The organism is Streptomyces sp. JLSY215, from assembly GCF_059682825.1.
Genome location: NZ_CM185022.1, coordinates 3,311,759 through 3,334,477, shown reverse-complemented (window position 1 = coordinate 3,334,477; position 22,719 = coordinate 3,311,759). Strand labels below are relative to the sequence as shown.

13 protein-coding genes are annotated in these 22,719 nt (G+C 71.8%); 4 read left to right on the top strand and 9 right to left on the bottom strand.

The window, feature by feature from the left end; all coding sequences use genetic code 11:
• The first annotated feature begins 90 nt into the window (after positions 1-90).
• Positions 91-5,055 carry an NAD-glutamate dehydrogenase gene (locus AC5677_RS14795; protein WP_497195504.1) on the top strand — a complete coding sequence of 1,655 codons (4,965 nt, stop codon included), beginning with the start codon at positions 91-93 and terminating at the stop codon, positions 5,053-5,055.
• A 79-nt stretch (positions 5,056-5,134) separates the two neighbouring features.
• On the opposite strand, the gene AC5677_RS14790 is transcribed toward AC5677_RS14795, so the two are convergent.
• Both AC5677_RS14790 and AC5677_RS14785 read right to left on the bottom strand, forming a co-directional pair.
• Positions 5,135-5,941, bottom strand: a complete 807-nt coding sequence (locus tag AC5677_RS14790) for an ABC transporter ATP-binding protein (RefSeq protein WP_497195503.1) — start codon at positions 5,939-5,941, stop codon at positions 5,135-5,137.
• On the bottom strand, positions 5,934-6,863 hold the full coding sequence (locus AC5677_RS14785; RefSeq protein WP_497195502.1) for an ABC transporter permease: 930 nt from the start codon (positions 6,861-6,863) through the stop codon (positions 5,934-5,936). The genes AC5677_RS14790 and AC5677_RS14785 overlap by 8 nt, the downstream gene beginning before the upstream one ends.
• A gap of 141 nt (positions 6,864-7,004) precedes the next feature.
• On the opposite strand from AC5677_RS14785, the gene AC5677_RS14780 reads away from it, so the two are divergent.
• A complete protein-coding gene (locus AC5677_RS14780; RefSeq protein WP_497195501.1) occupies positions 7,005-7,640 on the top strand; it encodes a TetR/AcrR family transcriptional regulator in 636 nt (211 codons plus the stop codon).
• Positions 7,641-7,968: 328 nt separating this feature from the next.
• On the opposite strand, the gene AC5677_RS14775 is transcribed toward AC5677_RS14780, so the two are convergent.
• Positions 7,969-10,332, bottom strand: coding sequence for a bifunctional glycosyltransferase/CDP-glycerol:glycerophosphate glycerophosphotransferase (locus AC5677_RS14775; RefSeq protein ID WP_497195500.1), 2,364 nt, complete (start codon positions 10,330-10,332; stop codon positions 7,969-7,971).
• 244 nt (positions 10,333-10,576) lie between these two features.
• On the opposite strand from AC5677_RS14775, the gene AC5677_RS14770 reads away from it, so the two are divergent.
• Positions 10,577-12,772: a PIG-L family deacetylase gene (locus AC5677_RS14770; RefSeq protein ID WP_497195499.1), complete on the top strand. Its 2,196-nt coding sequence runs from the start codon at positions 10,577-10,579 to the stop codon at positions 12,770-12,772.
• Here the strand turns inward: AC5677_RS14770 and AC5677_RS14765 are convergent.
• The 3 genes from AC5677_RS14765 to AC5677_RS14755 are packed head-to-tail and all read right to left on the bottom strand — an operon-like array spanning position 12,739 to position 16,982.
• On the bottom strand, positions 12,739-13,182 hold the full coding sequence (locus tag AC5677_RS14765; RefSeq protein ID WP_497195498.1) for a GtrA family protein: 444 nt from the start codon (positions 13,180-13,182) through the stop codon (positions 12,739-12,741). The genes AC5677_RS14770 and AC5677_RS14765 overlap by 34 nt on opposite strands.
• On the bottom strand, positions 13,182-14,192 hold the full coding sequence (locus AC5677_RS14760) for a glycosyltransferase family 2 protein (RefSeq protein WP_497195497.1): 1,011 nt from the start codon (positions 14,190-14,192) through the stop codon (positions 13,182-13,184). The genes AC5677_RS14765 and AC5677_RS14760 overlap by 1 nt, the downstream gene beginning before the upstream one ends.
• A 33-nt stretch (positions 14,193-14,225) precedes the next feature.
• On the bottom strand, positions 14,226-16,982 hold the full coding sequence (locus AC5677_RS14755; RefSeq protein WP_497195496.1) for a YfhO family protein: 2,757 nt from the start codon (positions 16,980-16,982) through the stop codon (positions 14,226-14,228).
• Between the two features lie 164 nt (positions 16,983-17,146).
• On the opposite strand from AC5677_RS14755, the gene AC5677_RS14750 reads away from it, so the two are divergent.
• Positions 17,147-19,111: a glycosyltransferase family 2 protein gene (locus AC5677_RS14750; RefSeq protein WP_497195495.1), complete on the top strand. Its 1,965-nt coding sequence runs from the start codon at positions 17,147-17,149 to the stop codon at positions 19,109-19,111.
• Between the two features lie 103 nt (positions 19,112-19,214).
• Here AC5677_RS14750 and AC5677_RS14745 read toward each other — a convergent pair whose 3' ends face one another.
• The 3 genes from AC5677_RS14745 to AC5677_RS14735 form a co-directional block, all read right to left on the bottom strand.
• Positions 19,215-19,616 carry a hypothetical protein gene (locus AC5677_RS14745; RefSeq protein WP_497195494.1) on the bottom strand — a complete coding sequence of 134 codons (402 nt, stop codon included), beginning with the start codon at positions 19,614-19,616 and terminating at the stop codon, positions 19,215-19,217.
• Positions 19,617-19,861: 245 nt separating this feature from the next.
• Positions 19,862-20,836 (bottom strand): UDP-glucose 4-epimerase GalE, encoded by a 975-nt coding sequence (gene galE / locus AC5677_RS14740; RefSeq protein WP_497195493.1) that lies wholly within the window; start codon positions 20,834-20,836, stop codon positions 19,862-19,864.
• 44 nt (positions 20,837-20,880) lie between these two features.
• Positions 20,881-22,530, bottom strand: coding sequence for a glycosyltransferase family 2 protein (locus AC5677_RS14735; RefSeq protein WP_497196625.1), 1,650 nt, complete (start codon positions 22,528-22,530; stop codon positions 20,881-20,883).
• Positions 22,531-22,719 lie beyond the last annotated feature (189 nt).

The window sequence follows — 22,719 nt, the reverse complement described above, 5'->3', positions numbered from 1 at the left end:
CAGGACACCCCGCGTCACGGCGGCGTTGTGCGGCTTCCACAAAGTTCTTCCACGACGTCACGCAATGGCGCGCGACAGGAGCCAGAGGACATGCAGACCAAGCTGGACGAAGCCAAGACCGAGCTGCTCGCCAGGGCCGCCCGGGTCGCTGAAAACAGCCCTGCCGGGGGGCATCTCCCGGTACGCGGCCTCGACCCGGAGACCCTGACGGGGTACCTCCAGCGCTACTACCTGCACACCGCCCCCGAGGACCTCGCCGACCGCGACCCGGTGGACGTCTTCGGTGCCGCGCTCTCGCACTACCGCCTCGCGGAGATGCGCCCGCAGGGCACCGCGAACGTCCGGGTACACACCCCGACCGTCGAGGAGAACGGCTGGACCTGCAGCCACTCCGTCGTCGAGGTCGTGACGGACGACATGCCGTTCCTGGTCGACTCGGTGACCAACGAGCTCTCGCGGCAGGGGCGGGGCATCCATGTCGTGATCCACCCGCAGGTGATCGTCCGCCGGGACGTCACGGGCAAGCTCATCGAGGTCATCGACGCCAACGGCGACAAGCGTGGCAACGGCGCCAACGGCAAGCGCGCCGCGCTGCCGCACGACGCCGTGACCGAGTCCTGGATCCATGTCGAGATGGACCGCGAGACCGACCGCGAGGACCTCAAGCAGATCACCGCCGATCTGCTGCGGGTGCTGTCCGACGTCCGCGAGGCCGTCGAGGACTGGGACAAGATGCGCGCCGCCGCGCTGCGTATCGGCACGGAGCTGCCCGACGAGCCGGTCGCCGACGACCTGCGGGAAGAGGAGATCGAGGAGGCCCAGGAGCTGCTGCGCTGGCTGGCCGACGATCACTTCACCTTCCTTGGCTACCGCGAGTACGAGCTGGCCTCCGCGCCCGGTGAGGGCGGCGCCGACGAGGACGTCCTGACCGCCGTGCCCGGCACGGGCCTGGGCATTCTGCGCGCCGACCCCAAGCACCGCGAGAGCGACATCGGCCACCCCGTCTCGCCGTCCTTCAACCGGCTTCCCGCCGACGCCCGCGCCAAGGCGCGTGAGCACAAGCTGCTGATCCTGACCAAGGCCAACAGCCGGGCCACCGTCCACCGCCCCTCGTACCTGGACTACGTCGGCGTCAAGAAGTTCGACAAGGACGGCAACGTCGTCGGCGAGCGGCGCTTCCTGGGCCTGTTCTCGTCGGCCGCCTACACCGAGTCCGTGCGCCGGGTCCCGGTCATCCGCCGGAAGGTCACCGAGGTCCTCGAGGGCGCCGGGTTCACCCCGAACAGCCACGACGGCCGCGACCTGCTCCAGATCCTGGAGACCTACCCGCGCGACGAGCTCTTCCAGACCCCGGTCGACCAGCTCCGGGCCATCGCCACCAGCGTGCTCTACCTCCAAGAGCGCCGCCGGCTGCGGCTCTACCTCCGCCAGGACGAGTACGGCCGCTACTACTCCGCGCTGGTCTACCTCCCGCGCGACCGCTACACCACCGGCGTCCGGCTGCGCCTGATCGACATCCTCAAGGAGGAGCTGGGCGGCACCAGCGTCGACTTCACGGCCTGGAACACCGAGTCGATCCTCTCCCGGCTGCACTTCGTCATCCGCGTCGAGCCGGGCGCCAGCCTGCCCGACCTCACCGATGCCGATGCGGACCGCATCGAGGGCCGCCTGGTGGAGGCCGCCCGCTCCTGGGCCGACGGCTTCGCCGAGGCGCTGACCGCCGAATGCGGTGAGGAGCGCGCCGCCGAGCTGCTGCGCCGCTACCCCGGCCACGCCTTCCCCGAGGGCTACAAGGCCGACAACTCCCCGCGCAGCGCGGTCGCCGACCTCCAGCACCTGGAAAAGCTCACCGGCGAGCCCGGCCACGACTTCTCGGTCAGCCTGTACGAGCCGGTCGGCGCCGGCCCCGGCGAGCGCCGCTTCAAGATCTACCGCACGGGCGAGCCGGTCTCGCTGTCGCGGGTGCTGCCGGGCCTGAACCGCCTGGGCGTCGAGGTCATCGACGAGCGCCCGCACGAGCTGCGCCGCGCCGACGGCACCGTCGCCTGGATCTACGACTTCGGTCTGCGGATGCCGGAGCACGTCTCCGGTGACGACGCCCGCGAGCGCTTCCAGGAAGCGTTCACCGCGGTGTGGACGGGCGCCGCCGAGAGCGACAACTTCAACAAGCTGGTGCTCCAGGCCGGCCTCAACTGGCGCCAGGCGATGGTGCTGCGCGCGTACGCCAAGTACCTGCGGCAGGCCGGGGCGACCTTCAGCCAGACGTACATGGAGGACACCCTCTCCAACAACGTCCACACCACCCGGCTGCTGGTCTCGCTCTTCGAGGCGCGGATGTCCCCGGAGCGCCAGCGGGCCGGCACGGAGCTGACCGACGCCCTGCTGGAGGAGCTGGAGGCCGCGCTCGACGAGGTCGCCTCCCTGGACGAGGACCGCATCCTGCGTTCCTTCCTCACCGTCATCAAGGCGACGCTGCGCACCAACCACTACCAGAAGGACAGCACGGGCACGCCGCACGCCTACCTGTCCATGAAGCTGGACCCGCAGGCGATCCCCGATCTGCCGGCGCCCCGCCCGGCCTACGAGATCTGGGTGTACTCGCCGCGCGTCGAGGGCGTCCACCTGCGCTTCGGCAAGGTCGCCCGCGGTGGTCTGCGCTGGTCGGACCGCCGTGAGGACTTCCGTACGGAGATCCTCGGCCTGGTCAAGGCGCAGATGGTCAAGAACACCGTCATCGTGCCGGTCGGCGCCAAGGGCGGCTTCGTCGGCAAGCAGCTGCCGGACCCGTCCGTGGACCGGGACGCCTGGCTGGCCGAGGGCATCGCCAGCTACAAGACCTTCATCTCCGGTCTGCTGGACATCACCGACAACCTCGTCGGCGGCGAGGTCGTGCCGCCGAAGAACGTCGTGCGCCACGACGAGGACGACACCTACCTGGTGGTCGCGGCCGACAAGGGCACGGCGACGTTCTCGGACATCGCCAACGAGGTCGCCGAGTCGTACGGCTTCTGGCTCGGTGACGCCTTCGCCTCCGGCGGCAGCGCCGGCTACGACCACAAGGGCATGGGCATCACCGCCCGTGGCGCCTGGGAGTCGGTCAAGCGGCACTTCCGCGAGCTGGGCCACGACACCCAGACCCAGGACTTCACCGTGGTCGGCGTCGGCGACATGTCCGGTGACGTCTTCGGCAACGGCATGCTGCTCAGCGAGCACATCCGCCTGGTCGCCGCCTTCGACCACCGGCACATCTTCCTCGACCCGAACCCGGACGCGGCGACCTCGTACGCCGAGCGCCGCCGGCTCTTCGAGCTGCCCCGCTCGTCCTGGGCGGACTACAACACCGAGCTGCTCTCGCAGGGCGGCGGCATCCACCCGCGCTCGGCCAAGTCCATCCCGATCAACGCGCAGGTGCGGGCCGCCCTCGGCATCGAGGCCGGCGTGAAGAAGATGACGCCGGCCGATCTGATGCGGGCCATCCTCAAGGCGCCGGTCGATCTGCTGTGGAACGGCGGCATCGGCACGTATGTGAAGTCCTCCGCGGAGTCCAACGCCGAGGTGGGCGACAAGGCCAACGACGCCATCCGCGTCAACGGCGAGGACCTGCGGGTCAAGGTCGTGGGCGAGGGCGGCAACCTCGGCCTGACCCAGCTGGGCCGGATCGAGTTCGCCGCGGACGGCGGGAAGATCAACACCGATGCGATCGACAACAGCGCCGGTGTGGACACCTCCGACCACGAGGTCAACATCAAGATCCTGCTCAACGCCGTCGTCGCCGAAGGCGATATGACGGTCAAGCAGCGCAACAAGCTGCTGGCCGAAATGACCGACGAGGTCGGCGAGCTGGTGCTGCGCAACAACTACGCGCAGAACACCGCGCTGGCGCTGGCGCTGGCCCAGTCCTCCAGCATGCTGCACGCCCAGCAGCGCTTCATGCGCCGCCTGGTGCGCGACGGCGACCTCGACCGGGCGCTGGAGTTCCTGCCCACCGACCGGCAGATCCGCGAGCGGCTGAACGCCGGGCGCGGCCTGACCCAGCCCGAGACCGCCGTGCTCCTGGCCTACACCAAGATCACGGTGGCCGAGGCGCTGATCCAGACCGGGCTGCCGGACGACGCCTACCTCCAGCGGCTGCTGCACGCCTACTTCCCCTCGGCGCTCTACGACCGCTTCCCCGAGCAGGTCGACGGCCACGCGCTGCGCCGCGAGATCGTGACGACGGTGCTGGTCAACGACACCGTCAACACCGGCGGTACGAGCTTCCTGCACCGCATGCGGGAAGAGACCGGCGCCTCCCTCGAAGAGGTCGTGCGGGCACACACCGCGGCTCGCGCGATCTTCCGGCTCAACCAGGTCTGGGACGACGTCGAGGCCCTCGACAACACCGTCGCGGCCGATGTCCAGACCCGGATCCGGCTGCACTCCCGGCGGCTGGTCGAGCGCGGCACCCGCTGGCTGCTCAACAACCGCCCGCAGCCGCTGGAGCTGTCCGGGACCATCGACTTCTTCAGCGAGCGGGTCGCCCAGGTGTGGGCAGAGCTGCCGAAGCTGCTCCAGGGCAGCGACGTCGAGTGGTACCAGACGATCCTGGAGGAGCTGACGGGCAGCGGAGTGCCCGAGGCGCTGGCCGTCCAGGTGGCCGGTTTCTCCTCGGTCTTCCCGGCGCTGGACATCGTCGCGATCGCCGACCGTACGGGCAAGGAGCCGCTGGACGTCGCCGAGGCCTACTACGACCTGGGCGACCGGCTGCGGATCAACCAGCTCCTGGACCGCATCCTGGAGCTGCCGCGCAACGACCGCTGGCAGTCGATGGCCCGCGCCTCCATCCGCGAGGACCTCTTCGCGGCGCATGCGGCGCTGACCTCGGACGTGCTGTCGGTGGGCAACGGCACCTCGACGCCCGAGCAGCGCTTCAAGGCCTGGGAGGAGGCCAACGCGGCGATCCTCAGCCGGGCCCGCGCCACGCTGGAGGAGATCTACGGGTCGGAGGGCTTCGACCTGGCGAATCTGTCGGTGGCCATGCGGACCATGCGTACGCTGCTGCGCACGCACAGCTGACGCCCGTCATCACGCGGACGGCCCCGGAGCGGATGCTCCGGGGCCGTCCCCGTTTCCGTGTGCCGCCGGGCACGGCGTCCTAGCGGTGCGCCTCGTACGCCTTGATCACTTCGTCCGTCGGGCCGTCCATCAGCAGCTCGCCGTGCTCCAGCCACAGCACCCGGTCACAGGTGTCCCGGATCGACTTGTTGTTGTGGCTGACCAGGAAGACCGTGCCGGCCTCCTTGCGCAGCTCGCGGATGCGGGCCTCGGAGCGCTTCTGGAACTTCCGGTCGCCGGTGGCCAGCGCCTCGTCGATCATCAGCACGTCGTGGTCCTTGGCCGCCGCGATGGAGAACCGCAGCCGCGCCGCCATGCCGGAGGAGTAGGTGCGCATCGGCAGCGAGATGAAGTCGCCCTTCTCGTTGATGCCGGAGAAGTCGACGATGCCGTCGTAGCGCTCGCGTACCTGCTCGCGGGACATGCCCATGGCCAGGCCGCCGAGGAGGACGTTCTTCTCGCCGGTCAGGTCGTTCATCAGCGCCGCGTTCACGCCCAGCAGCGAGGGCTGGCCGTGCGTGTAGACCTTGCCGCGCTCGGCCGGCAGCAGGCCCGCCACCGCCTTGAGCAGCGTCGACTTGCCCGAGCCGTTGGAGCCGATCAGACCGATCGACTCGCCCCGGTAGGCGGTGAAGGAGACGCCCTTGACCGCGTGCACCTCGCGCACACCCGTGGAGGGCTTGCGGCGGATGATGCGGTTGAGCGCCGCGGTGGCGCTGCCCTTGCCCGCCCCGGTGCCGTAGACCCGGTAGACGATGTGCAGATCGTCCGCGATCACCGTCGGCACGCGCTCCTGCGCCGCCGCCGTCGGCCGAACGCCGTTGTTGTCCTCAGCCACGTCAGCCACGTCCGTACCGCTCCTCAGCCTTCCAGAAGTACACAAAGCCGATCACGCCGGCCAGCAGCGCCCAGCCTCCTGCGAACGCCCACACATGCGGCGGCAGCTGCTTCGAGGTGAAGCTGTCGATCAGCGCGAAGCGCATCAGGTCGATGTAGACGGCGGCCGGGTTGGCGTTGAGCAGGATCACCACGATCTGCGGGAGGTGCTTGCCCTGGAGGATCACGCTGATGCTGAACATCACGCCGGACGCGTACATCCAGGTCCGCATGATGAAGGGCATCAGCTGCGCCAGGTCCGGGGTGCGCGCGCCGAGCCGCGCCATGATCATCGCGAGGCCGGTGTTGAAGACGAACTGCAGCGTCAGCGCCGGGAAGACCAGCAGCCACGACCAGGTCGGCAGCTGTCCGAAGCACAGCAGGATGACGACCAGCACGCCCATGGAGTAGAGCAGCTGCTGGAGCTGTGCCAGACAGAACGAGATCGGCAGGCAGGCCCGCGGGAAGTGCAGCGCCCGCACCAGGCCCAGGTTGCCGGAGATCGCCCGCGTTCCCGCCATCACCGAGTTCTGGAGGAACGTGAAGATGAAGACGCCGGTGACCAGGAACGGGATGTAGTCGTCGACGCCCCGCTTCGTGTTGAGCAGCACGCCGAAGATCAAGTAGTAGACACCGGCGTTGAGCAGCGGGGTGATCACCTGCCACAGCTGGCCGAGCTTGGCGGTGGTGTACATCGCGGTGAGCTTGGCGGTGGCGAACGAGGTGATGAAGTGCCGCCGGCGCCACAGCTGGCGGGTGTACTCCGGCAGCGAGGGGCGGACGCCGCTCACCGAGAGGCCGTGGAGTTCGGCCAGGGCGCGCAGCTCGGGATCGGGGGAGGCGCCGGATCCGGACTTCCGGGCGGGAGCCGGGGGAGCGAGGGTCTGAGGCATGGAGGCGCTTTCGCTTGCGTACGGGGGCGGCGGAACGAGTCCTCCGACGACGGAACGGGTCCGTATCGTCGCGACGCTGTCGACATTAAAGGGATTTCACGTCGAGACGCAACCGTAGCGTCGTGACGCTATGCTCAAGCCATGGCAAAAGACGGGGCACAGGAGACCAACGGGACGGAGCCGGCGGCGGCTCGCCGGGTACCGGCCGGCGCCGCCGTACTGAGGGAGGACAAGACGGCGGCGATCCGCGCCGCGGTCTTCGCGGAGCTGGCCGCGGTCGGATTCGCCCGGATGTCCATCGAGGGCATCGCGCGGCGCGCGGGCGTCGGCAAGACCGCGGTCTACCGGCGGTGGCGCTCCAAGCTGCATCTCGTCCTGGACGTGGTCTCCGCGGTGGCCGCCGCGGGCCTGCCGTCGCCGGACACCGGCTCGCTGCGCGGCGATGTCCGGATGCTGCTGGAGGTCGCGGCCCGCGCGCTGCGGCATCCGATGGCCTCGCAGATCCTCCCGGACCTGCTGGCCGAGGCGGCCCGCAGCCCGGAGCTGGCCGAGGCGCTCAAGGCGGCCCTGCACGACAGCCAGGAGGGCGTCGCCGCGGCCATGGTGGCGCGGGCCGTCGAGCGCGGGGAGATCCCCGCCGGTGTCGACGGCGGACTGGCGCTGGATCTGCTGACCGGGCCGCTGTACTGGCGGCTGGTGGTCGTCCGTGACGACCTGCCCGAGGGGTACCTCGACGCGCTGGCGCAGTCGGTGGCGGCCGCCCTCGGGGCGGAGTGAGGACGTACGGCCGGGAGGCGGGCGCCCCGGGCGTCCGCCATGTCGTCGTACCGGTCCGCTACTTCTTCCGGACCGTCAGCTTCGTGGCGTGAACGAGGAATTGGCTCTGGTCGCCGGGCGTCGACCCCGTGATCTCCGGCGGCGGGCGCAGCGCGTCCGGGGCCGCCGAGGCCGGCGGGCCGGCGCTCGGTGCCGGTGATCCGCGCGGCCGCCTCCCGCGGGTCCTCGGCCCGCAGCGGCAGGGAAGCATCCGCTTGACGAGGGAGACCGATCCCCCGGTCGTGTGCCGACCGGGGGATCGTATGCGTCTGCGGATCAACGACCGCCGTCAGCCGGCCAGTTCGACGCCGGAGGCGTCCGCGGCGTCCGTGCCCGTCCGGTCGTCCCCCGCCTTCCGCGGCGCGGGCAGCTTGATCAGCCCCGCCGCGGCCGCCGCCGCACGGGGCCGGGGCGCCACGGTCCGCTCGTCCATCGGCTCAGGCTCGGGGCCCGCCTCCTGGCCGAGGAAGACCTGCCGCACCACGCGCTCCGCGGCGTGCCCGTCGTCCCACTGGCAGAACCGCTCGCGGAAGGCGGCTCGCAGCGCGGTGGCCTTCTCGTCGTTCCAGCGGCCGCTGCGGAACGCCTCGATCAGCTCGTCCTCGGTCGTGGCGATCACGCCCGGGGTGTCGCCCGGCTTGCCCGAGAGCAGGTCGAAGGTGACGCCGCGGGAGCGGACGTAGGTGTCCCAGTCGTCGGCGTAGTTGATGATCGGCCGGTCGAGGTTGGCGTAGTCGAACATGATCGACGAGTAGTCCGTGATCAGCGCGTCGGCGGCCAGGCACAGCTCCTCGACGACCGGGTGGTCCGAGACGTCGATCAGCGCGCCGCGCTCCTGGAGCTCCTGCAGGACCGGGTCCTGGTCGTAGAAGTAGTGGGTGCGCACCAGCAGCACGAAGTCCTGGCCGTCCGAGCCCAGCTCGCGGGAGATCTTCTCCAGGTCCAGCCGGGGGACATAGCCGACCTGGTAGTCGCGCATGGTGGGCGCGTACAGGACGGCGGTCTTGTCGGGGGCGATGCCCAGGCGCTCGCGGATGGCGAGGACGTCCTCCGCGGTGGCGCGGTAGTAGACGTCGTTACGGGGGTAGCCGGCGTCCAGCGACTGGAAGTTGCAGGGGTAGACGCGCTCCCACTGCTCGGTGGTGTGCTGGTTGGCGGAGACCGAGAAGTCCCAGCGGTCGGCGCGGGCGAGCAGCTTGCGGAAGCTCATGCCCTTGGCGGCGGCCGGGTAGCGCTTCTGGTCGACGCCCATCGACTTCAGCGGGGTGCCGTGGTGGGTCTGGACGTGGACCTGGCCCTCGCGCTTGACCACGTTGTCCGCGAAGTTGACGTTGTTGACCAGGTACTTGGCGCGGGCCATGACCTCCCAGTAGCGCGGGGAGTTCAGGACGACATGATCGACGCCGGCCGGGACCTGGTCGGCCAGGGACTGCTTGACCACCCAGACGCCGTGCACCTGCGGCGCCAGCTCCTTGGCCTTCTCGTAGATCGCGAGGGGATTGCAGGCGGGCAGGCGGTTCCAGTACGCGGAGTAGACCGCGAGATTCTCGTCCAGCGGCTGCCGCAGCAGCGCCTGGTAGCGCAGGTCCATGGCCTTCTTCTTGGCCTGCTTGACGCGCTTGCCCGCGTGCTTGCGGACCGTGCGCTGCACCTTGCCGGCGACCTTGAGGCCGGCCAGCGCCGGGTAGGCGTCCTTGGCGAGCAGCGCGTACTTGCCGCCGATGACGCCCGTGGGGCGCAGGAAACCGGCCGGTATGCGCCTGCGGTAGTCGCGGGAGGCGCGGTGGAAGAACTCGGCCGTGGCGTTCTGCGGGAGGCGGCCGGGCTTGTCCAGGATGGTCAGGTAGTGGTCGACCATCTTGCGGAACATGTGCGGGCGCCAGCGGGAGAGCTCGGGGTGCGCGTCGAGATAGGCGAAGACCCGGCCGTACTGATCGAAGACATCGAAGTGCTTACGGCTGGTGGTGCGCAGGATGTTGCCGCCCTGGCGGCGCTGACGGTAGTGCAGGCACACCCGGTCCAGAACGGCGATCCGCTCGGCGGTGATCAGTGTGCAGAACGTCCAGGGGGCGTCCTCGTAATAGCCGACCGGGAATTCGAATCCGTGTTCTTCGATGAAGTCGCGGCGGTAGGCCTTGTTCCAGACGATCTGCAGCAGATCGAGGATCTCGGGACGCTGGGCGAGCGAGAAGGAAGGCGCGCCGGATTCGCTGAGCAGCTCGGCGAGCGCATTGCGCCGGGCCGAGCCGTCCCAATAGGTCCGCGCGTAATCGAAGATCAGGATCTCCGGTTCCTCGGTGGCGGTCAGCCGCTCGGCCAGGGCGCTCAGCGCGCCCGGCACGAGGGTGTCGTCGCTGTCGAGGAAGAGGACGTAGTCGCCGGTGACCTTCTCCAGACCGGCGTTGCGGGCCAGGCCCAGGCCGACGTTCTCCGGCAGGTGCAGGACCTGGACGCGGTCGTCGAGCGCGGCGTACTCGTCCAGGATGGCGCCGCTGGCGTCGGGCGAGCAGTCATCGACGGCGATCAGTTCGAAGTCCGGGAAGTCCTGTGTCAGCACGGAGTCCAGGCATTCACGCAGATACCCCTGGACTCTGAAGCACGGGACGATGACGCTGAAGCGCGGTGCGGCGGCGTCGTGGACTATCTCGGACATGCGGTGCTACTCCTCGTGACGAGCCGAGTACAGAACGCAAAAAAGCCCTAAAGGGCGTGTTCCATTGTCAGCCATCCGACTCGCGTTCACCCGAAAAGGTTGGTCTTCGTAACCTGAAAGTTCTGTAGAACACATCACGGCCCAAGGAAAGTGACGATTTTCCGAACGCGCGGGATTTTCGAGGCAACCAAATACTGGGTGAGTGCCATCTTCCCTAGATGGGGTTCGATGAGGAGACCGGATATTGCCCGACCACCTGCCCGTCGTTTCCCGCCGCCGGCTGCTCCGTGCGACCGGCGGTGGAGTGCTGGCGGTGACGGCCGGTGCGGGCGTCTGGGCCCGGCTCTCCTCCGAGGAGCCACCCACCCGAGCGGCCGCACCCGCCCGCCCCGCACGCTCCCCCGTGGCCGTCGCGGACCAGACATTTCTCCACGTCATCGCCCATGCGGACGATGCGCTCTATTTCATGAACCCGAACCTGGAGCAGTCCATCCGCAGCGGGGCGCGCTCGGTCACCGTCTGCCTCACCGGCGGCGAGTCCGACGGGCGCAACGCCGGCCGGGACACCCCCGACCCCGACCGCATCCCGCACGACCGGGCGGCCTTCGCGCGCGCCCGCACCAACGGGCTGCGCGCCGCGCACGCCCTGATGGCCACCGGGGACGCCGCCAGCCCCTGGGACCTCGCGGCGCTGTCGCTCCTCCCCGGCTTCGAGGTGGAGCTGCACACCCTGCGCGCGGCCCCGCAGAACCAGCTGATCTTCCTGGAACTCGTCGAGGCCAGGACCGTCTCGGCGCCCCGCGCGCGCAGCCTGCGCGGCCTCTGGCTGGGGGCGGCCGACGTCCTGCCCACCCTGCGCCCCGCGGGCACGCCCGTACCGGCGGTCTACCGCTACACCCGTGACCAGGTCGTCCGCACCCTGAGCGCGGCACTCGACCGGGTGCGGCCCACGGTGGTGCGCACCCTGGACCCGAACGCCGTGCACTGCTCCACGACCCCGCTCGGCGCCCGGAACCCCCGGCTGGCCGGGCTGCGCTACTTCGACCACCAGGACCACACGGCCGCCGCCTACTTCGCGCAGGCGGCGCTGGCCGACCACTGGCGCCGCGCCCATGGCCCCCCGGCCGTGGTGGAGAACTACCTGGGCTACGAGCTCGAAGTGCTGCCCAACAACCTCGACCCCGGTGCCGCCCGCCGCAAGGCCCTGCTGCTCTCCGTCTACGGCTGGTCCGGCGGCCGCCGCTGCGGCGATCCCGCGGGCTGCGGCGACCGCAAGGTGGGCGACAGCGCCTACCGCGGCGGCTCCCGGAACTGGATCCGCAGCACCCGGCTGCGCGCGCCCGGCTCCAACGCCTGGCTCCGGCCCCTGGCGGACGGCCGGCTCGCCGCCTTCGCGGTCCTGGCCGGCCGGGCGTACTGCTGGACGGAGACCCGGCCGGGCAGCGGCCGCTTCACCGCCCCCGCGGTGCTCGGCGGCGATCTGCTGCAGGGCCAGATCCACGCCGTACGGCATCCCGACGGCACCCTCCAGCTGTTCGCCGCCCGCACCCTGCTGCCCGGCCGCGGCACCGCGCACCGCCGCGAGCTGCTGACCGCCCGCCAGGCCGGTACCGCCCGCGGCGGCACGCCCCTCTTCCCGCACTGGGAGCGGCTGGGGTCCCCCGACCCGGACCCGGTCCGCTCGCTGGAGACCGGTTTCCCGGCGGCGGTGGCGGCCCCGGACGGCACGGTGCATGTCTTCGTCCGGACCTGGGACGGCTCGCTCGCGCACCGCGGCGGCCGCCGCGGCGGGCCGTGGACGCCGTGGCGGCGGCTGGAGGGCCCGGTCGGCGCCCTCCAGGCCTCGCCGCGCATCGTCGACGGCATCGACGCCTGCGTGGACTCCGCGGGCATGGTCCATGTGGCCGCGCCGAGCGGCCGGACCGTCCATCACTGGGTGTCCAAGGAGGCCGGGCAACCGCCGCAGCCGGGCGCCGCCACCGGGCTGCCGGAGGCGGCCGGGCCGGTCAGCCTCGTCCCCCTGGCGGACGGCGCGGTGCGGATGCTCTTTCGCCGGGCGGGCACCGCGCAGGTGCTGATCGCCGAGCGGCGGCGGCCGATCGGCAGCTGGCGGGTGGCGGCGCAGTGCGCGCCGGTCGGCGGCTACGGGCGGGTGGCCGCGGCGCCGGCCGGCTCCGGCGCGTGGATGGTGCTCGCGGCGCGGGACGAGGCGGGCGGGGTTCGGGCCGCGATCGCGCAGGACGTCCCGGGGCCCTGGCACACGGGGTGGGTGCCGCATTCAGGGGCGGCCGGGGTCGCCGAGGACGCCGCGGGCCGCGCGGTGGTGGCGGCGCTCGGCAACGACGGCCGGCTGTACACGGCCCGGCAGCTGGCGGCCGGGCCGGGTGCGCCGTTCGGGGCCTGGGCTCAGGCCGGTTCGCGGGGGCGCGGCGCGGGCTGACCGGACCGGCGGCCCGGAAGCAGTATCCGCCGCGAGACCAGGAAGGTGAACGGGATCGCCAGCCCCGCCGCCGCCAGCGGCGCCACCTTGCTGTTCACCCCGCACCAGCTCACCAGCACCACCAGCCCCACGCTCTGCGTCACGTAATTGGTGACCTGGGTCAGTGGGAAGAGCAGGAACTTCTTCCAGGTCGGCCGGGTGCGGTAGGTGAAGGAGGTGTTGAGGAAGAACGAGCAGGTCATGGCGGCCAGGAAGCCGATGGTGTAGGCCGCGAAGTACGGCAGCACCCGGTGCAGTGGCAGATAACAGGCGTAGAAGGTGACGGTGTTGACCCCGCCGACGACGGTGAAGCGGACTATCTGGCCCCATTCGGGGAGCGTCGGGAGCAGCCGTCGCCGGCGCGGCGGCATCAGCCGGCCTGGGAGGGGGCGGCGACGGTGGCGGCGTCCGGCGGGGTGCGGGGGTGCGCCGTGCCGTGGGCCCGGATGCGCGGGCGCGCCGCCCCGTTGGCCTCCTTGACCAGGAAGTGCGGCCGCCGCTTGGTCTCGTAGTAGATCCGCCCGATGTACTCGCCGATCAGCCCGAGCATCACCATCTGCAGTCCGCCCAGGCCCACGATGATCGCCACCAGCGTCACATAGCCCGGTGCGGTGATGCCGCCGACGACGGCGGCGCCGATCACCCACAGCGTGTAGAGCGTGGCGAGCGAGGCCAGGCTCAGGCCGGTGTAGATGGCCGCGCGCAGCGGACGGCAGTTGAACGACAGCATGCCGTCGATGCCGTAGTTGACCAGGCTGCCCAGACGCCACTTGGTCTCCCCGGCCTCCCGGGCGGCATTGCGGTAGTCGAAGGTGACGGTGTCGAAGCCGATCCAGGAGAACAGGCCCTTGGAGAAGCGGTTGTACTCCGGCAGCGAGACCAGCGCGTCCACGGCGGTGCGCGACAGCAGCCGGAAGTCGCCCACGCCGTCGGCGAGTTCGACGTCCACCCAGGTGTTGACGGCGCGGTAGTAGAAGCGGCTGAGCGCGGTCCGCAGCCGCTTGTCGCCGTCCCGGCTGCGCCGGGCGATGACCTGGTCGTGGCCCAGCTGGTAGAGGTCGAGCATCTTCTCGATCAGCTCGGGCGGATGCTGGAGGTCGGCATCCATGATGATCACCGCGTCGCCGGTGGCCTCCTTGAGGCCTGCCAGCATGGCGGGTTCCTTGCCGAAGTTACGGCTGAAGGAGAGGTAGCGGGTGGTGCTGGGGTGCCGCTGGGCGAGGTCGCGGAGCCGGGGCAGGGTGCCGTCCACGCTGCCGTCGTCCACGTAGCACAGCTCGTACTCGACGGCGAGTCCACCGAGGACCGAGCGGACCTGCTCGTCGAACCGGCTTATGACGGCCTCTTCGTTGTAGCAGGGGACGACGAGGGAGAGCTTCATGGTCGCGCCTTTTCGCCGGTGTTCCGCCGGGGGTCAGGGGACGACTCGGTCACCGTCCCCCGAGGGGCAATTCTGGCAAATTTGGTGGAATGTCACGATTTGGGGCGACGCGGCGAACGAGGGGTTGCGGCGTCGGAACAGGGGAGTGCCGAGGGCCACCGAGGCCAGCGCCAGCGCGCCCGCACCACTCGCCGCCAGCCCCGGTACCAGGCCCGGAGGGGCGTACGCACACGACAGCCGCGCGGCGCCGGAGCCCAGCGGCACGGCCAGCAGACCGGCGAACGAACCCGCGGCGCGCGACGGCCCGCCGTCCACCGAACAGCCCCACCCGGGCACCGCCGGAAGAGCGAACAGCGCGCTGCCGGAGCTGCCCGGCGGCAGCTCGGCAACCAGTTCATGGCCGCCGGTGTTCCACTTGACGGGACCGCCCGCGCGCCGGGCGGCCACCGCGACGGAAAGCGCCCGAGGGGGGAGGCAGCCGATGGGGTGTGCGGGGATATGTTGCCGGCCGGGTCCGGCGAAGCGGACCGACAGTGTGCCGTCGGCGGGTACGGCGCCCAGTGTGCGGACGGGGTTCGCGGTGGTGCCGTCGCGCCGCCCGATCGCCCAGCTCCACTCGCCCAGGGCGCTGACCTTTCCGTAGAACCGCGGGGCGTACCAGACGGCGGTTCCGCCCGGGGTGCAGCGAGCGGTGAAGGTGGTGCCGGGGCCGTAGGGGTCTTCGCCGTCATCGGGGTCGTCGCCGTCGTGCTCGTTGCGCATGTCGTGTTCGCCGCGCTCGCCGGGGCCGGCGGGATCCCCGGGTTCGCCGGGACCGGCGACGACGGCGTCCGTGGCGGGGTGGTCGTCGGCGGGCAGCGTCCAGCCGTCGGCGGTGCGCACGGGGGCGGGGCCGGCGGCCGGGGTCAGGGTGGGGACCTCGTAGACCCTGGCGCCCAGGGCACGCTCCTGGCGGGCGAAGACGGTCGCCGCGCGGGGCGTTGGGGGCCGGGTGCCGGGTGCGGCCGTCCGGCGCGCGCCCGCCCCGGTGGTCCCCAGGTCGCGGCGCACGGTCACCAGCGGGCCCGCGGCGGCCGGCCGCACGGCGAACCGTCCGCCGCCGCGCGGCTCCAGCGAGCTGCTGACGCCCATCAGGGCGCGCCCCACCGGGTCCTCGAGGCTGAGCGTGTGCCGCCCGTTGATGTACCAGCCGGCGCCCAGGCCGTGCAGCGTCCGGGCGGTCGCGGCCGGCACGAAGCTGCTGTAGTACGAGCCGCCCTGGCCGCCGATCAGCAGCGGATCGTTGTTGGCGAATTCGTGCGGGCCGGGATCGGTGCGCGAACGGGGCCAGTCGTCGCGGGCCGCGAGCCCCTGCTGGGCGGCGAGCGCCCGCGGGCTCAGTGTGGTCTTCGGCCGGAACCACGCGATGTCGTCCCGCTGGGCCGCGGCGGAGTACGCCGAGTAGGCCGAGCCGAGCAGAACGGCACCGGCCAGCACGGCGGTACGCACGCCCCGCACCGTGCCCGAGGCGGCGCGGCGGCGGGCGCCCGCCGGGGTGAGCAGCGCGCCCAGGACGACGCCCCCGCCGCCCGCCAGCAGGATCCAGGTGGTGTCACCGACCGCGGTCCGGTCCCGGCACACCCAGGCCAGCAGTGCCACCAGCGCCGCGCCCCCGGCCAGTTCACGGGCCCGCGGCCGGTGTGCCAGCGCCAGCCAGGCGATCATGACGAGGATCCCGCTGAGGACGAACGCGGCCCGGAACGGACTCCCGTTCGGCAGCGCGAAGCCGTGCCACAGCAAGATCGTCGGCTCCCACGCGAACGAACCGGCCACCGCAGCCGCCAGGACGCACCACCCCACCCGCACCCTGACCGGCACGGCCCGCACCATCGGGAACGCCGCCACCAGCAGCAGCCCCAGCATCCCGACGAAAATGTCCGGGGCCTCCGCCGTGCCCCGCCCGCCCGGCAGCAGCTGCGCCAACTGATCGAGCAGCGGCGGCGGTCCGGGGTAGGGCACCGCGGGCGCGGGCTGCGCCGCCCGGCTCGCTTCGAGGGTGACGGTCAGTGTGGGGGCCGCCAGTGCGATGCCCACCGCCATCATCGAGGCGGCCCGCCCCAGCGACCGCAGCCGGTCCCGGACCGGCATCCCGGAGGCAAGCGCCAGCCGCAGCAGCAGCACCAGCGCCGTCGCCAGGCTCGCCATCGCCGCCGTATAGAAGTTCCCCGCCCAGGCGAGCGCGATGAGCAGCGTGCCGGTCACCCACCGCCGTCGGCGCAGACACCAGTCCGCAGCGATCCCGGTCAGCGGCAGGGAGACCAGGCCCCACATCCACATCGGATCGGCGAACCCGTCGCGCAGCACCCAGGCGCACAGCCCATAGCCCGCCGCGAGCAGCGCCCGCAGCGGCGCGGGGCCCGGCCGCAGCCGCCCCAGGAAGACGGTCATCAGCGCCGCGCCGAGCCCGATGCTCAGCAACGTCACCAAAAAGACCGGGAATTCGACCAGCCGGCGGGGGAAGAGCCCCACCAGCCACGAAAAGGGGTTCATCAGATACGCGAAGAAGTCGGCCAGGAAGGGGACGCCGTACCCGCTGCTCCAGTTGAAGAACAGGTCGCCGCTGGTGGCGCCGTGCAGCAGATCCCACAGCCGGGCGTGGAAGGGGATGAACTGATTGCCCAGGTCGTTGACGGCGCGCGAGCGCCCCCCGAACGGGTAGCCGCCGTGGACCGCCAGCGCCAGGGAGTACGCCCCCATCGACAGCAGCGCCGCGAGCCCGGGGGCGGCCGCGCGCCTGATGATCGGTCTCACGGTTCCCGCGGTCTCCAGCTTCAAGATCAAGATCGCCGGGGACTCACTGTAGGGGATATGACGTAAATGGTCGTTTTGCTATGCCGAAGTGCGGGATAGTTTCCCCTGATTCCCGTGGGTGCGGGTGGATCCCCGGGCGCCATGAGAGAAGAAACGGAGTGCAGGTGGCCGCAACAGACAGTCCCCCGCCCGGTCGCGCCGTGCCGTCGGCCCCCTCCGCGGCCGTCTCGGTGATCGTCCCCGTCCACAACACCCGCCGCTACCTGGACCGCAGCCTCGGCTCGGTCTTCGCCCAGACCCTGCCCCAGCACCGCATCGAGGTGATCGCCGTCGACGACGGCTCCACCGACGGCAGCGGCCGGTGGCTCTCCGAAGCCGCCCGCCGCCACCCCAACCTGACGGTCCTTCACCGCCCCGCATCGGGCGGCGCCGGCCGCCCCCGCAACACCGGCCTGGCCCACGCCACCGGCGACTACGTCTTCTTCCTCGACTCCGACGACCGCCTCGGCCCCGAAGCCCTGGCCCGCCTCCTCCACATGGCCCAGGCCCACGGCTCGGACATCGTCTACGGCCGCATAGTCGGCGCCGACGGCCGCGCCGCCCCCGTGGACCTGCGCACCACCAGCCCTCGCGTCTCCCCGTTCGACTCCCCGGTCTACTGGAGCCTGGCCGCCTACAAACTCTTCCGCCGCTCCTTCCTCGACCGCCACCGCCTCCGCTTCGTCGAAGGCCGCCTCCTGGCCGAGGACCTCCCGTTCGGCATCGCGGCGCTGCTGCGCGCCGAGACCGTCTCCGTCCTCGCCGACTACGACTGCTACTACCTCCACGGCCGCGACGACGACAGCAACGCCACCCGCCAGGACGCCGACTGGCCCGAATACCTCGCCTATATCGCCACCGTCCTCGCCGCCGTCGCGGCTGAGGTCCCGCCCGGCGAGGAGCGCGACACCCTCATGGTCCGGCACTTCCACGGCGAGATCCTCATGCCCTTCGCCGCCCCCTACCTCGCCCGCGCCCCGGCCGGCCGCCGCGACATGGCGAACGCCGCCCGCCCCCTCGTCGCCCGCTACCTCACCGACCGCGTCCTGGCGGCCCTGCCGCCCCGCCTCCGGCTGCGCGCCCACTGCCTGCGCGCCGGCCTCGACGACGAGCTGACCGCCATCGTCCGCGCCGATACGGACGCCCGCCCCGGACCGCCCCATGTGGACCCCGACGGCCGCGTCTACGCCGCCTACCCCTACTTCCGCGACCCCGTCCGCCCGCTGCCCGACGCCTGCTACGACCTCACCCACCGCCTTGCCCTCCGCCAGCGTCTGACCGGCTACCACTGGAGGGACGGCGCCCTCCACCTCCACGGCGCGGCGGAGCTGCCCGGCCTCATCGCCCACGCCGCCGAGCTGGTACTCCGCGGCCGGGGCGCCGAATACCGCCTCCCCGCCCGCCACGCCGGCGGCATCTGGCACGCCACCCTCGACCCGGCGACCGCCGCGGACGGCGCGCCCCTGGCCGACGGCGTCTGGGGCCTGAAGGTCGCGGTCACCGCGCGCGGTGCCACGGGCCCGGCGGTCCGCCGCGCCGCCTGGCTGCAACCGGAGACCGAAGACCCCACGGCCCTCGCCCCGCGCATCCTCGGCCGCGGCCCGGCCACCCCCACCGTCGCCGCCCTCTTCCTCTCCCACCCCCACGGCCATCTCCACCTCGACCTCGACGGCCGCGGCGCCCGCCGGCCTGTGGGCGGCGACCTGCGGGGGAGGATCACCGGCAGGCCCACCGGCCGCACCGTCAGCGCCGGTCGTGCCGGTCGTGCCGGTCGTGCCGGTCTCACCGGCCGCACCGGCCGAACGGGCCTCACCGCATGCCTCACCCTCCCGGGGTGCCCCGCCGACGCCGAGCTCCAGCTGATCCTCGTGGACGCGACCCGTATGGCGGGACTGCGTACGACGGTGGAGCGGGGCGCGGGGGACCGGCTCACGCTGCGCGCCCGGCTGCGCGGCGCGCCACGGGGGACATGGCAGGTGGCGGTCCGGTTCGCCGACGGGGCGCTGCGGCTCCGCCTGCCGGTGGATTCCTCCGAGGGGCGGGGACCGTTGACGGTCACGGTGCCGCCGCGCCGTCCCCTGGGGGGCTGAACGACGGCGACCCAGAGGAGGGGTCGAACGGCGGCGACGCCCTGCACTCAGGGAATGTGCAGGGCGCCGCCGGTACGTACGCCGGGAGCCCGGCGCAGGTGCGTCAAAGGCGCCGCACCCACGCCGCGGCGCCGTGGCCCACCGCCAGGTAGATCAGCGCGGGCAGGCCGAAGTTGAAGAAGACGCGCAGCCCTTCCGTGTCCATCGTGAAGATGTCCTGCGACCAGCCGGCGAGCCAGCCGGCCAGGCCGTGCACGAAGTCGACGAAGACATTCGCCTGATTCGCGTCGAGCAGGTACAGGAGGATCCACAGGCCGAGAAAGCCCGCGGCGATGTCCGCGACGGTGTGGATGATCAGGGCGGTTCTGTCCGCCCCGAGGCCCCTCCCGCTGCTCGCGGGCCTCGGGTTGGGTGCGTACGGGGCGTTTCTCCCGTCGTCGTACGGAGGGTTGGCGTTGCCGTTGTATGGGTCGTTTTCAGCCGGGCGGCCGTGGGTATAAGTCACGGCCGACGCTTTGCCTGCGGCATCCCTTTGAAACGTTCTCCACGCCCCATTCACAGAGGCTTCCGCGACTCGCCACCCCGCCTCGACCGGCCGTCCACACCCGCGCGGCCGCCGGGGAGCAATGGCGGCGCATGCCGTCCCATGGCGGCCGATACCGCGTTATTCCGGCCTCTTGCGGCGCATGCCGCCCCGCGCAGAGCGCGGCCGTAACGGAGCGGTACCCCGCCGCCGCAGTGCCCCGGCCGCTACTCCCCGCGGAGCCGCTCCCACCCAGCCCAGGCCGACGCGATCATGTCGCGGACGTCATGGCGGGCCTTCCACCCCAGCTCCGAGGCGATCCGGTCGGCGGCCGCGACCACCCGCGCGGGATCGCCGGGCCGGCGCGGCGTGACCTTGGGGGTGACGCCCTCATGCCCGGTGACCTCGCAGATCAGGTCGATCAGCTCCCGTACGGAGACGCCTTCGCCGCGGCCGATGTTGAGGGTCAGCGCGCGCACCGGGCCGGGCTCGGCGAGCTTGCGGGCGGCGGCGAGGTGGGCGTCGGCGAGGTCGGCGACGTGAATGTAGTCGCGGATGCACGTGCCGTCGGGCGTGTCGTAGTCGTCGCCGAAGATGCGGGGAGCGGCGCCCTCGGTGAGCTTCTCGAACACCATCGGGACGATGTTGAAGACGCCGGTGTCGGCCAGTTCGGGGGTGGCCGCGCCGGCGACGTTGAAGTAGCGCAGGCAGGCGGTGCTGATGCCGTGCGCCTTGCCCACCGCGCGGGCCATCCACTCACCGGCGAGCTTGGTCTCGCCGTACGGGTTGATCGGCGCGCACGGCGTGTCCTCGGTGACCAGATCGACGTCCGGCATGCCGTAGACGGCGGCCGAGGAGGAGAAGACGAAGCGGCCGACGCCGGCGGCGGCCATGGCCTCCAGGAGGGTCTGCAGGCCGTGGATGTTCTCGCGGTAGTAGACGAGCGGCATCTCCACCGATTCACCGACCTGCTTCTTGGCGGCCAGGTGGATCACATCGGTGATGTCGTGGGCGGCGAAGGTGCGGTCCAGCAGCGCCCGGTCGAGGGTCGAACCGACGACCAGGGGGACGTCCTTGGGGAGCCGGTCGACGATGCCGGTCGTCAGATTGTCGAGCACGACGACCGGCTCGCCCGCCTGACGCAAGGCCCGTACGACATGGGCGCCGATGTAGCCGGCACCACCCGTGATCAAGTAAGACATAGCGCCAATCCTAGGACGGGGGCGGAACAGGGAGAGGGAACGGCTCAGCGGCGGAGCTTGCCCGCCGCGATCCGCCATACGCTGCGCAGTCCGGCGGCGACCCGCAGCGAGAGCGCGCCGCCGGTCGTCGCGTACGGCTGGGCCAGGAGCAGGCCGTGGCGGCGGCTGGGCAGTGCGCGGCGGCGCAGCCCGGGACCGGTCGCGCGGAGCGAGGCGCGGAAGCTGGAGGCATCGGCGCAGCGGACCTCGGCCATCAGGTCCCACGGCTCGGGGTCGGCCGCGTGGCCGTTGCCCCGGTCGACCAGGGTCGCCAGGTCCAGGACCACCTCGGCGGTCCAGCAGGCCTCGCTCCCGGTGGCGGCGGGGGCGGGGGTGAGCGCGGCGGTGTGGACCGGGCCGCGCCGGTCGTCCCGGCGGCGGCGCAGCTCTATGTCGATGCTGACCGGGCCCGCCGCGGCCAGCCGCCCGTACAGGTCATGGACGCGCAGGCGGAGCCGGCTGCGGGCGCCGATGACGGGTTCCGCGTCGATGGTCACCGGGAGGCGGTGCATCGGCTTGGTGCCCAGCGCGTCCAGTTCGACCTGGGGCAGATCGGGGGACCACACGGCGTGGCCGTCGGCCTCGGCGTACGGGGGCAGCAGCCGCCCCGGACGGGCCGCCAGCTGGGTGAGGCGCTCCAGGTCGCGCGGGGCCGGGGAGGCCAGGACGACGCGGGCCAGCCAGCGGGCCGGGGCGCGGGCGGCGCGCAGATCCGCCTCGTCGAAACCGGCCAGATACTCGCGGGTCAGCCGCCACCACTCGGTGCGGTAGTCGGCCCCACGGGTGTGCAGCTCGCGGAGGTACAGGCGCAGATCGTGGTCGAGGAACTTGGTGTCCGCGGCATGGGCGAGGGCCTTGTGCCCGGCGTCCTGGAAGATCTGCACGCTGGCGCGGTGGGCGTCGATCCGGGCCTGCCAGTTGGCGACGCTCTTGCGGTCGAGGGAGATCGACTGCTTGGCGGCGCCGCGGCGGACATGCCAGATGTAGACGCGGTCGGGGATGGTGGCGATGCGGGGCGCGGCGGCCAGCACCCGGGCGGTGAAGACGAAGTCCTCGTAGGTGTAGCGGCCCTCCGGGAAGGTGATGCCGTGCGCGGAGAGGAACGTTCGCTCATAGAGCTTGTTGACGCAGAGGGTGTCGCGGACCAGATGGGGGCCGGCGGCGGACTCGTGCACGGCCGGCTCGCGGTAGAGGGCGGGCTGCCAGGGGACGTCGCGCTTCGCGGGGAGCTCGCGGCGCACGCAGGCGCCCGCCGCCACCGGGACGTCGTGGCGCAGCGCGGCGGTCAGCAGCGCCTGGGCCGCACCCGGGGGCAGCACATCGTCACTGTCCAGGAACATCACGAAGCGGCCGGTGGCGGCCCGCAGCCCGTCGTTGCGCGGGGTGCCGCAGCCGCCGCTGTTCTCGGTGCGGTGCAGCACCCGCAGCCGGGGATCGGTTCGGGCGAGGGCGTCCAGGACGTCGCCGGTGCCGTCGGTGGAGGCGTCGTTCACCGCGATCACCTCGGCGACGGTTTCCCCGGGCGCCCCCTGAGCGAGGGCCGAGCGCACGGCATCGCCGACATGGGCGGCATCGTTGAAGGCGATGACGACGATGCTGACCTGCGCGGTTGGCGTGATGGTGGGCCCAGGCAGCGGCTCGAGGGCTTCTTTCACAGTCACTACATCTACATTTCGTGTCGACAGCATCTTCGGGTGCGAGCGGGATCCGGTCCTTTTGTCTGATGGGTCAGAGGAGGATTCCCGCCACACGGTTGCACCCGTCGCCGCGGATTTCCCGCCTTCTTGCCGTCTTCTTACTGGCTGCAAAACCGGGCTGGGGTGCGCAAAGGTCCGTAAGGGCTT

What these genes read in the sequence shown, in the direction of transcription:
- AC5677_RS14795 (WP_497195504.1), top strand. Translation starts at nt 91, where the DNA reads ATGCAGACCAAGCTGGACGAAGCCAAGACCGAGCTGCTCGCCAGGGCC.
- AC5677_RS14785 (WP_497195502.1), bottom strand. Translation starts at nt 6,863, where the DNA reads ATGCCTCAGACCCTCGCTCCCCCGGCTCCCGCCCGGAAGTCCGGATCC.
- AC5677_RS14765 (WP_497195498.1), bottom strand. Translation starts at nt 13,182, where the DNA reads ATGCCGCCGCGCCGGCGACGGCTGCTCCCGACGCTCCCCGAATGGGGC.
- AC5677_RS14775 (WP_497195500.1), bottom strand. Translation starts at nt 10,332, where the DNA reads ATGTCCGAGATAGTCCACGACGCCGCCGCACCGCGCTTCAGCGTCATC.
- galE (WP_497195493.1), bottom strand. Translation starts at nt 20,836, where the DNA reads ATGTCTTACTTGATCACGGGTGGTGCCGGCTACATCGGCGCCCATGTC.
- AC5677_RS14760 (WP_497195497.1), bottom strand. Translation starts at nt 14,192, where the DNA reads ATGAAGCTCTCCCTCGTCGTCCCCTGCTACAACGAAGAGGCCGTCATA.
- AC5677_RS14780 (WP_497195501.1), top strand. Translation starts at nt 7,005, where the DNA reads ATGGCAAAAGACGGGGCACAGGAGACCAACGGGACGGAGCCGGCGGCG.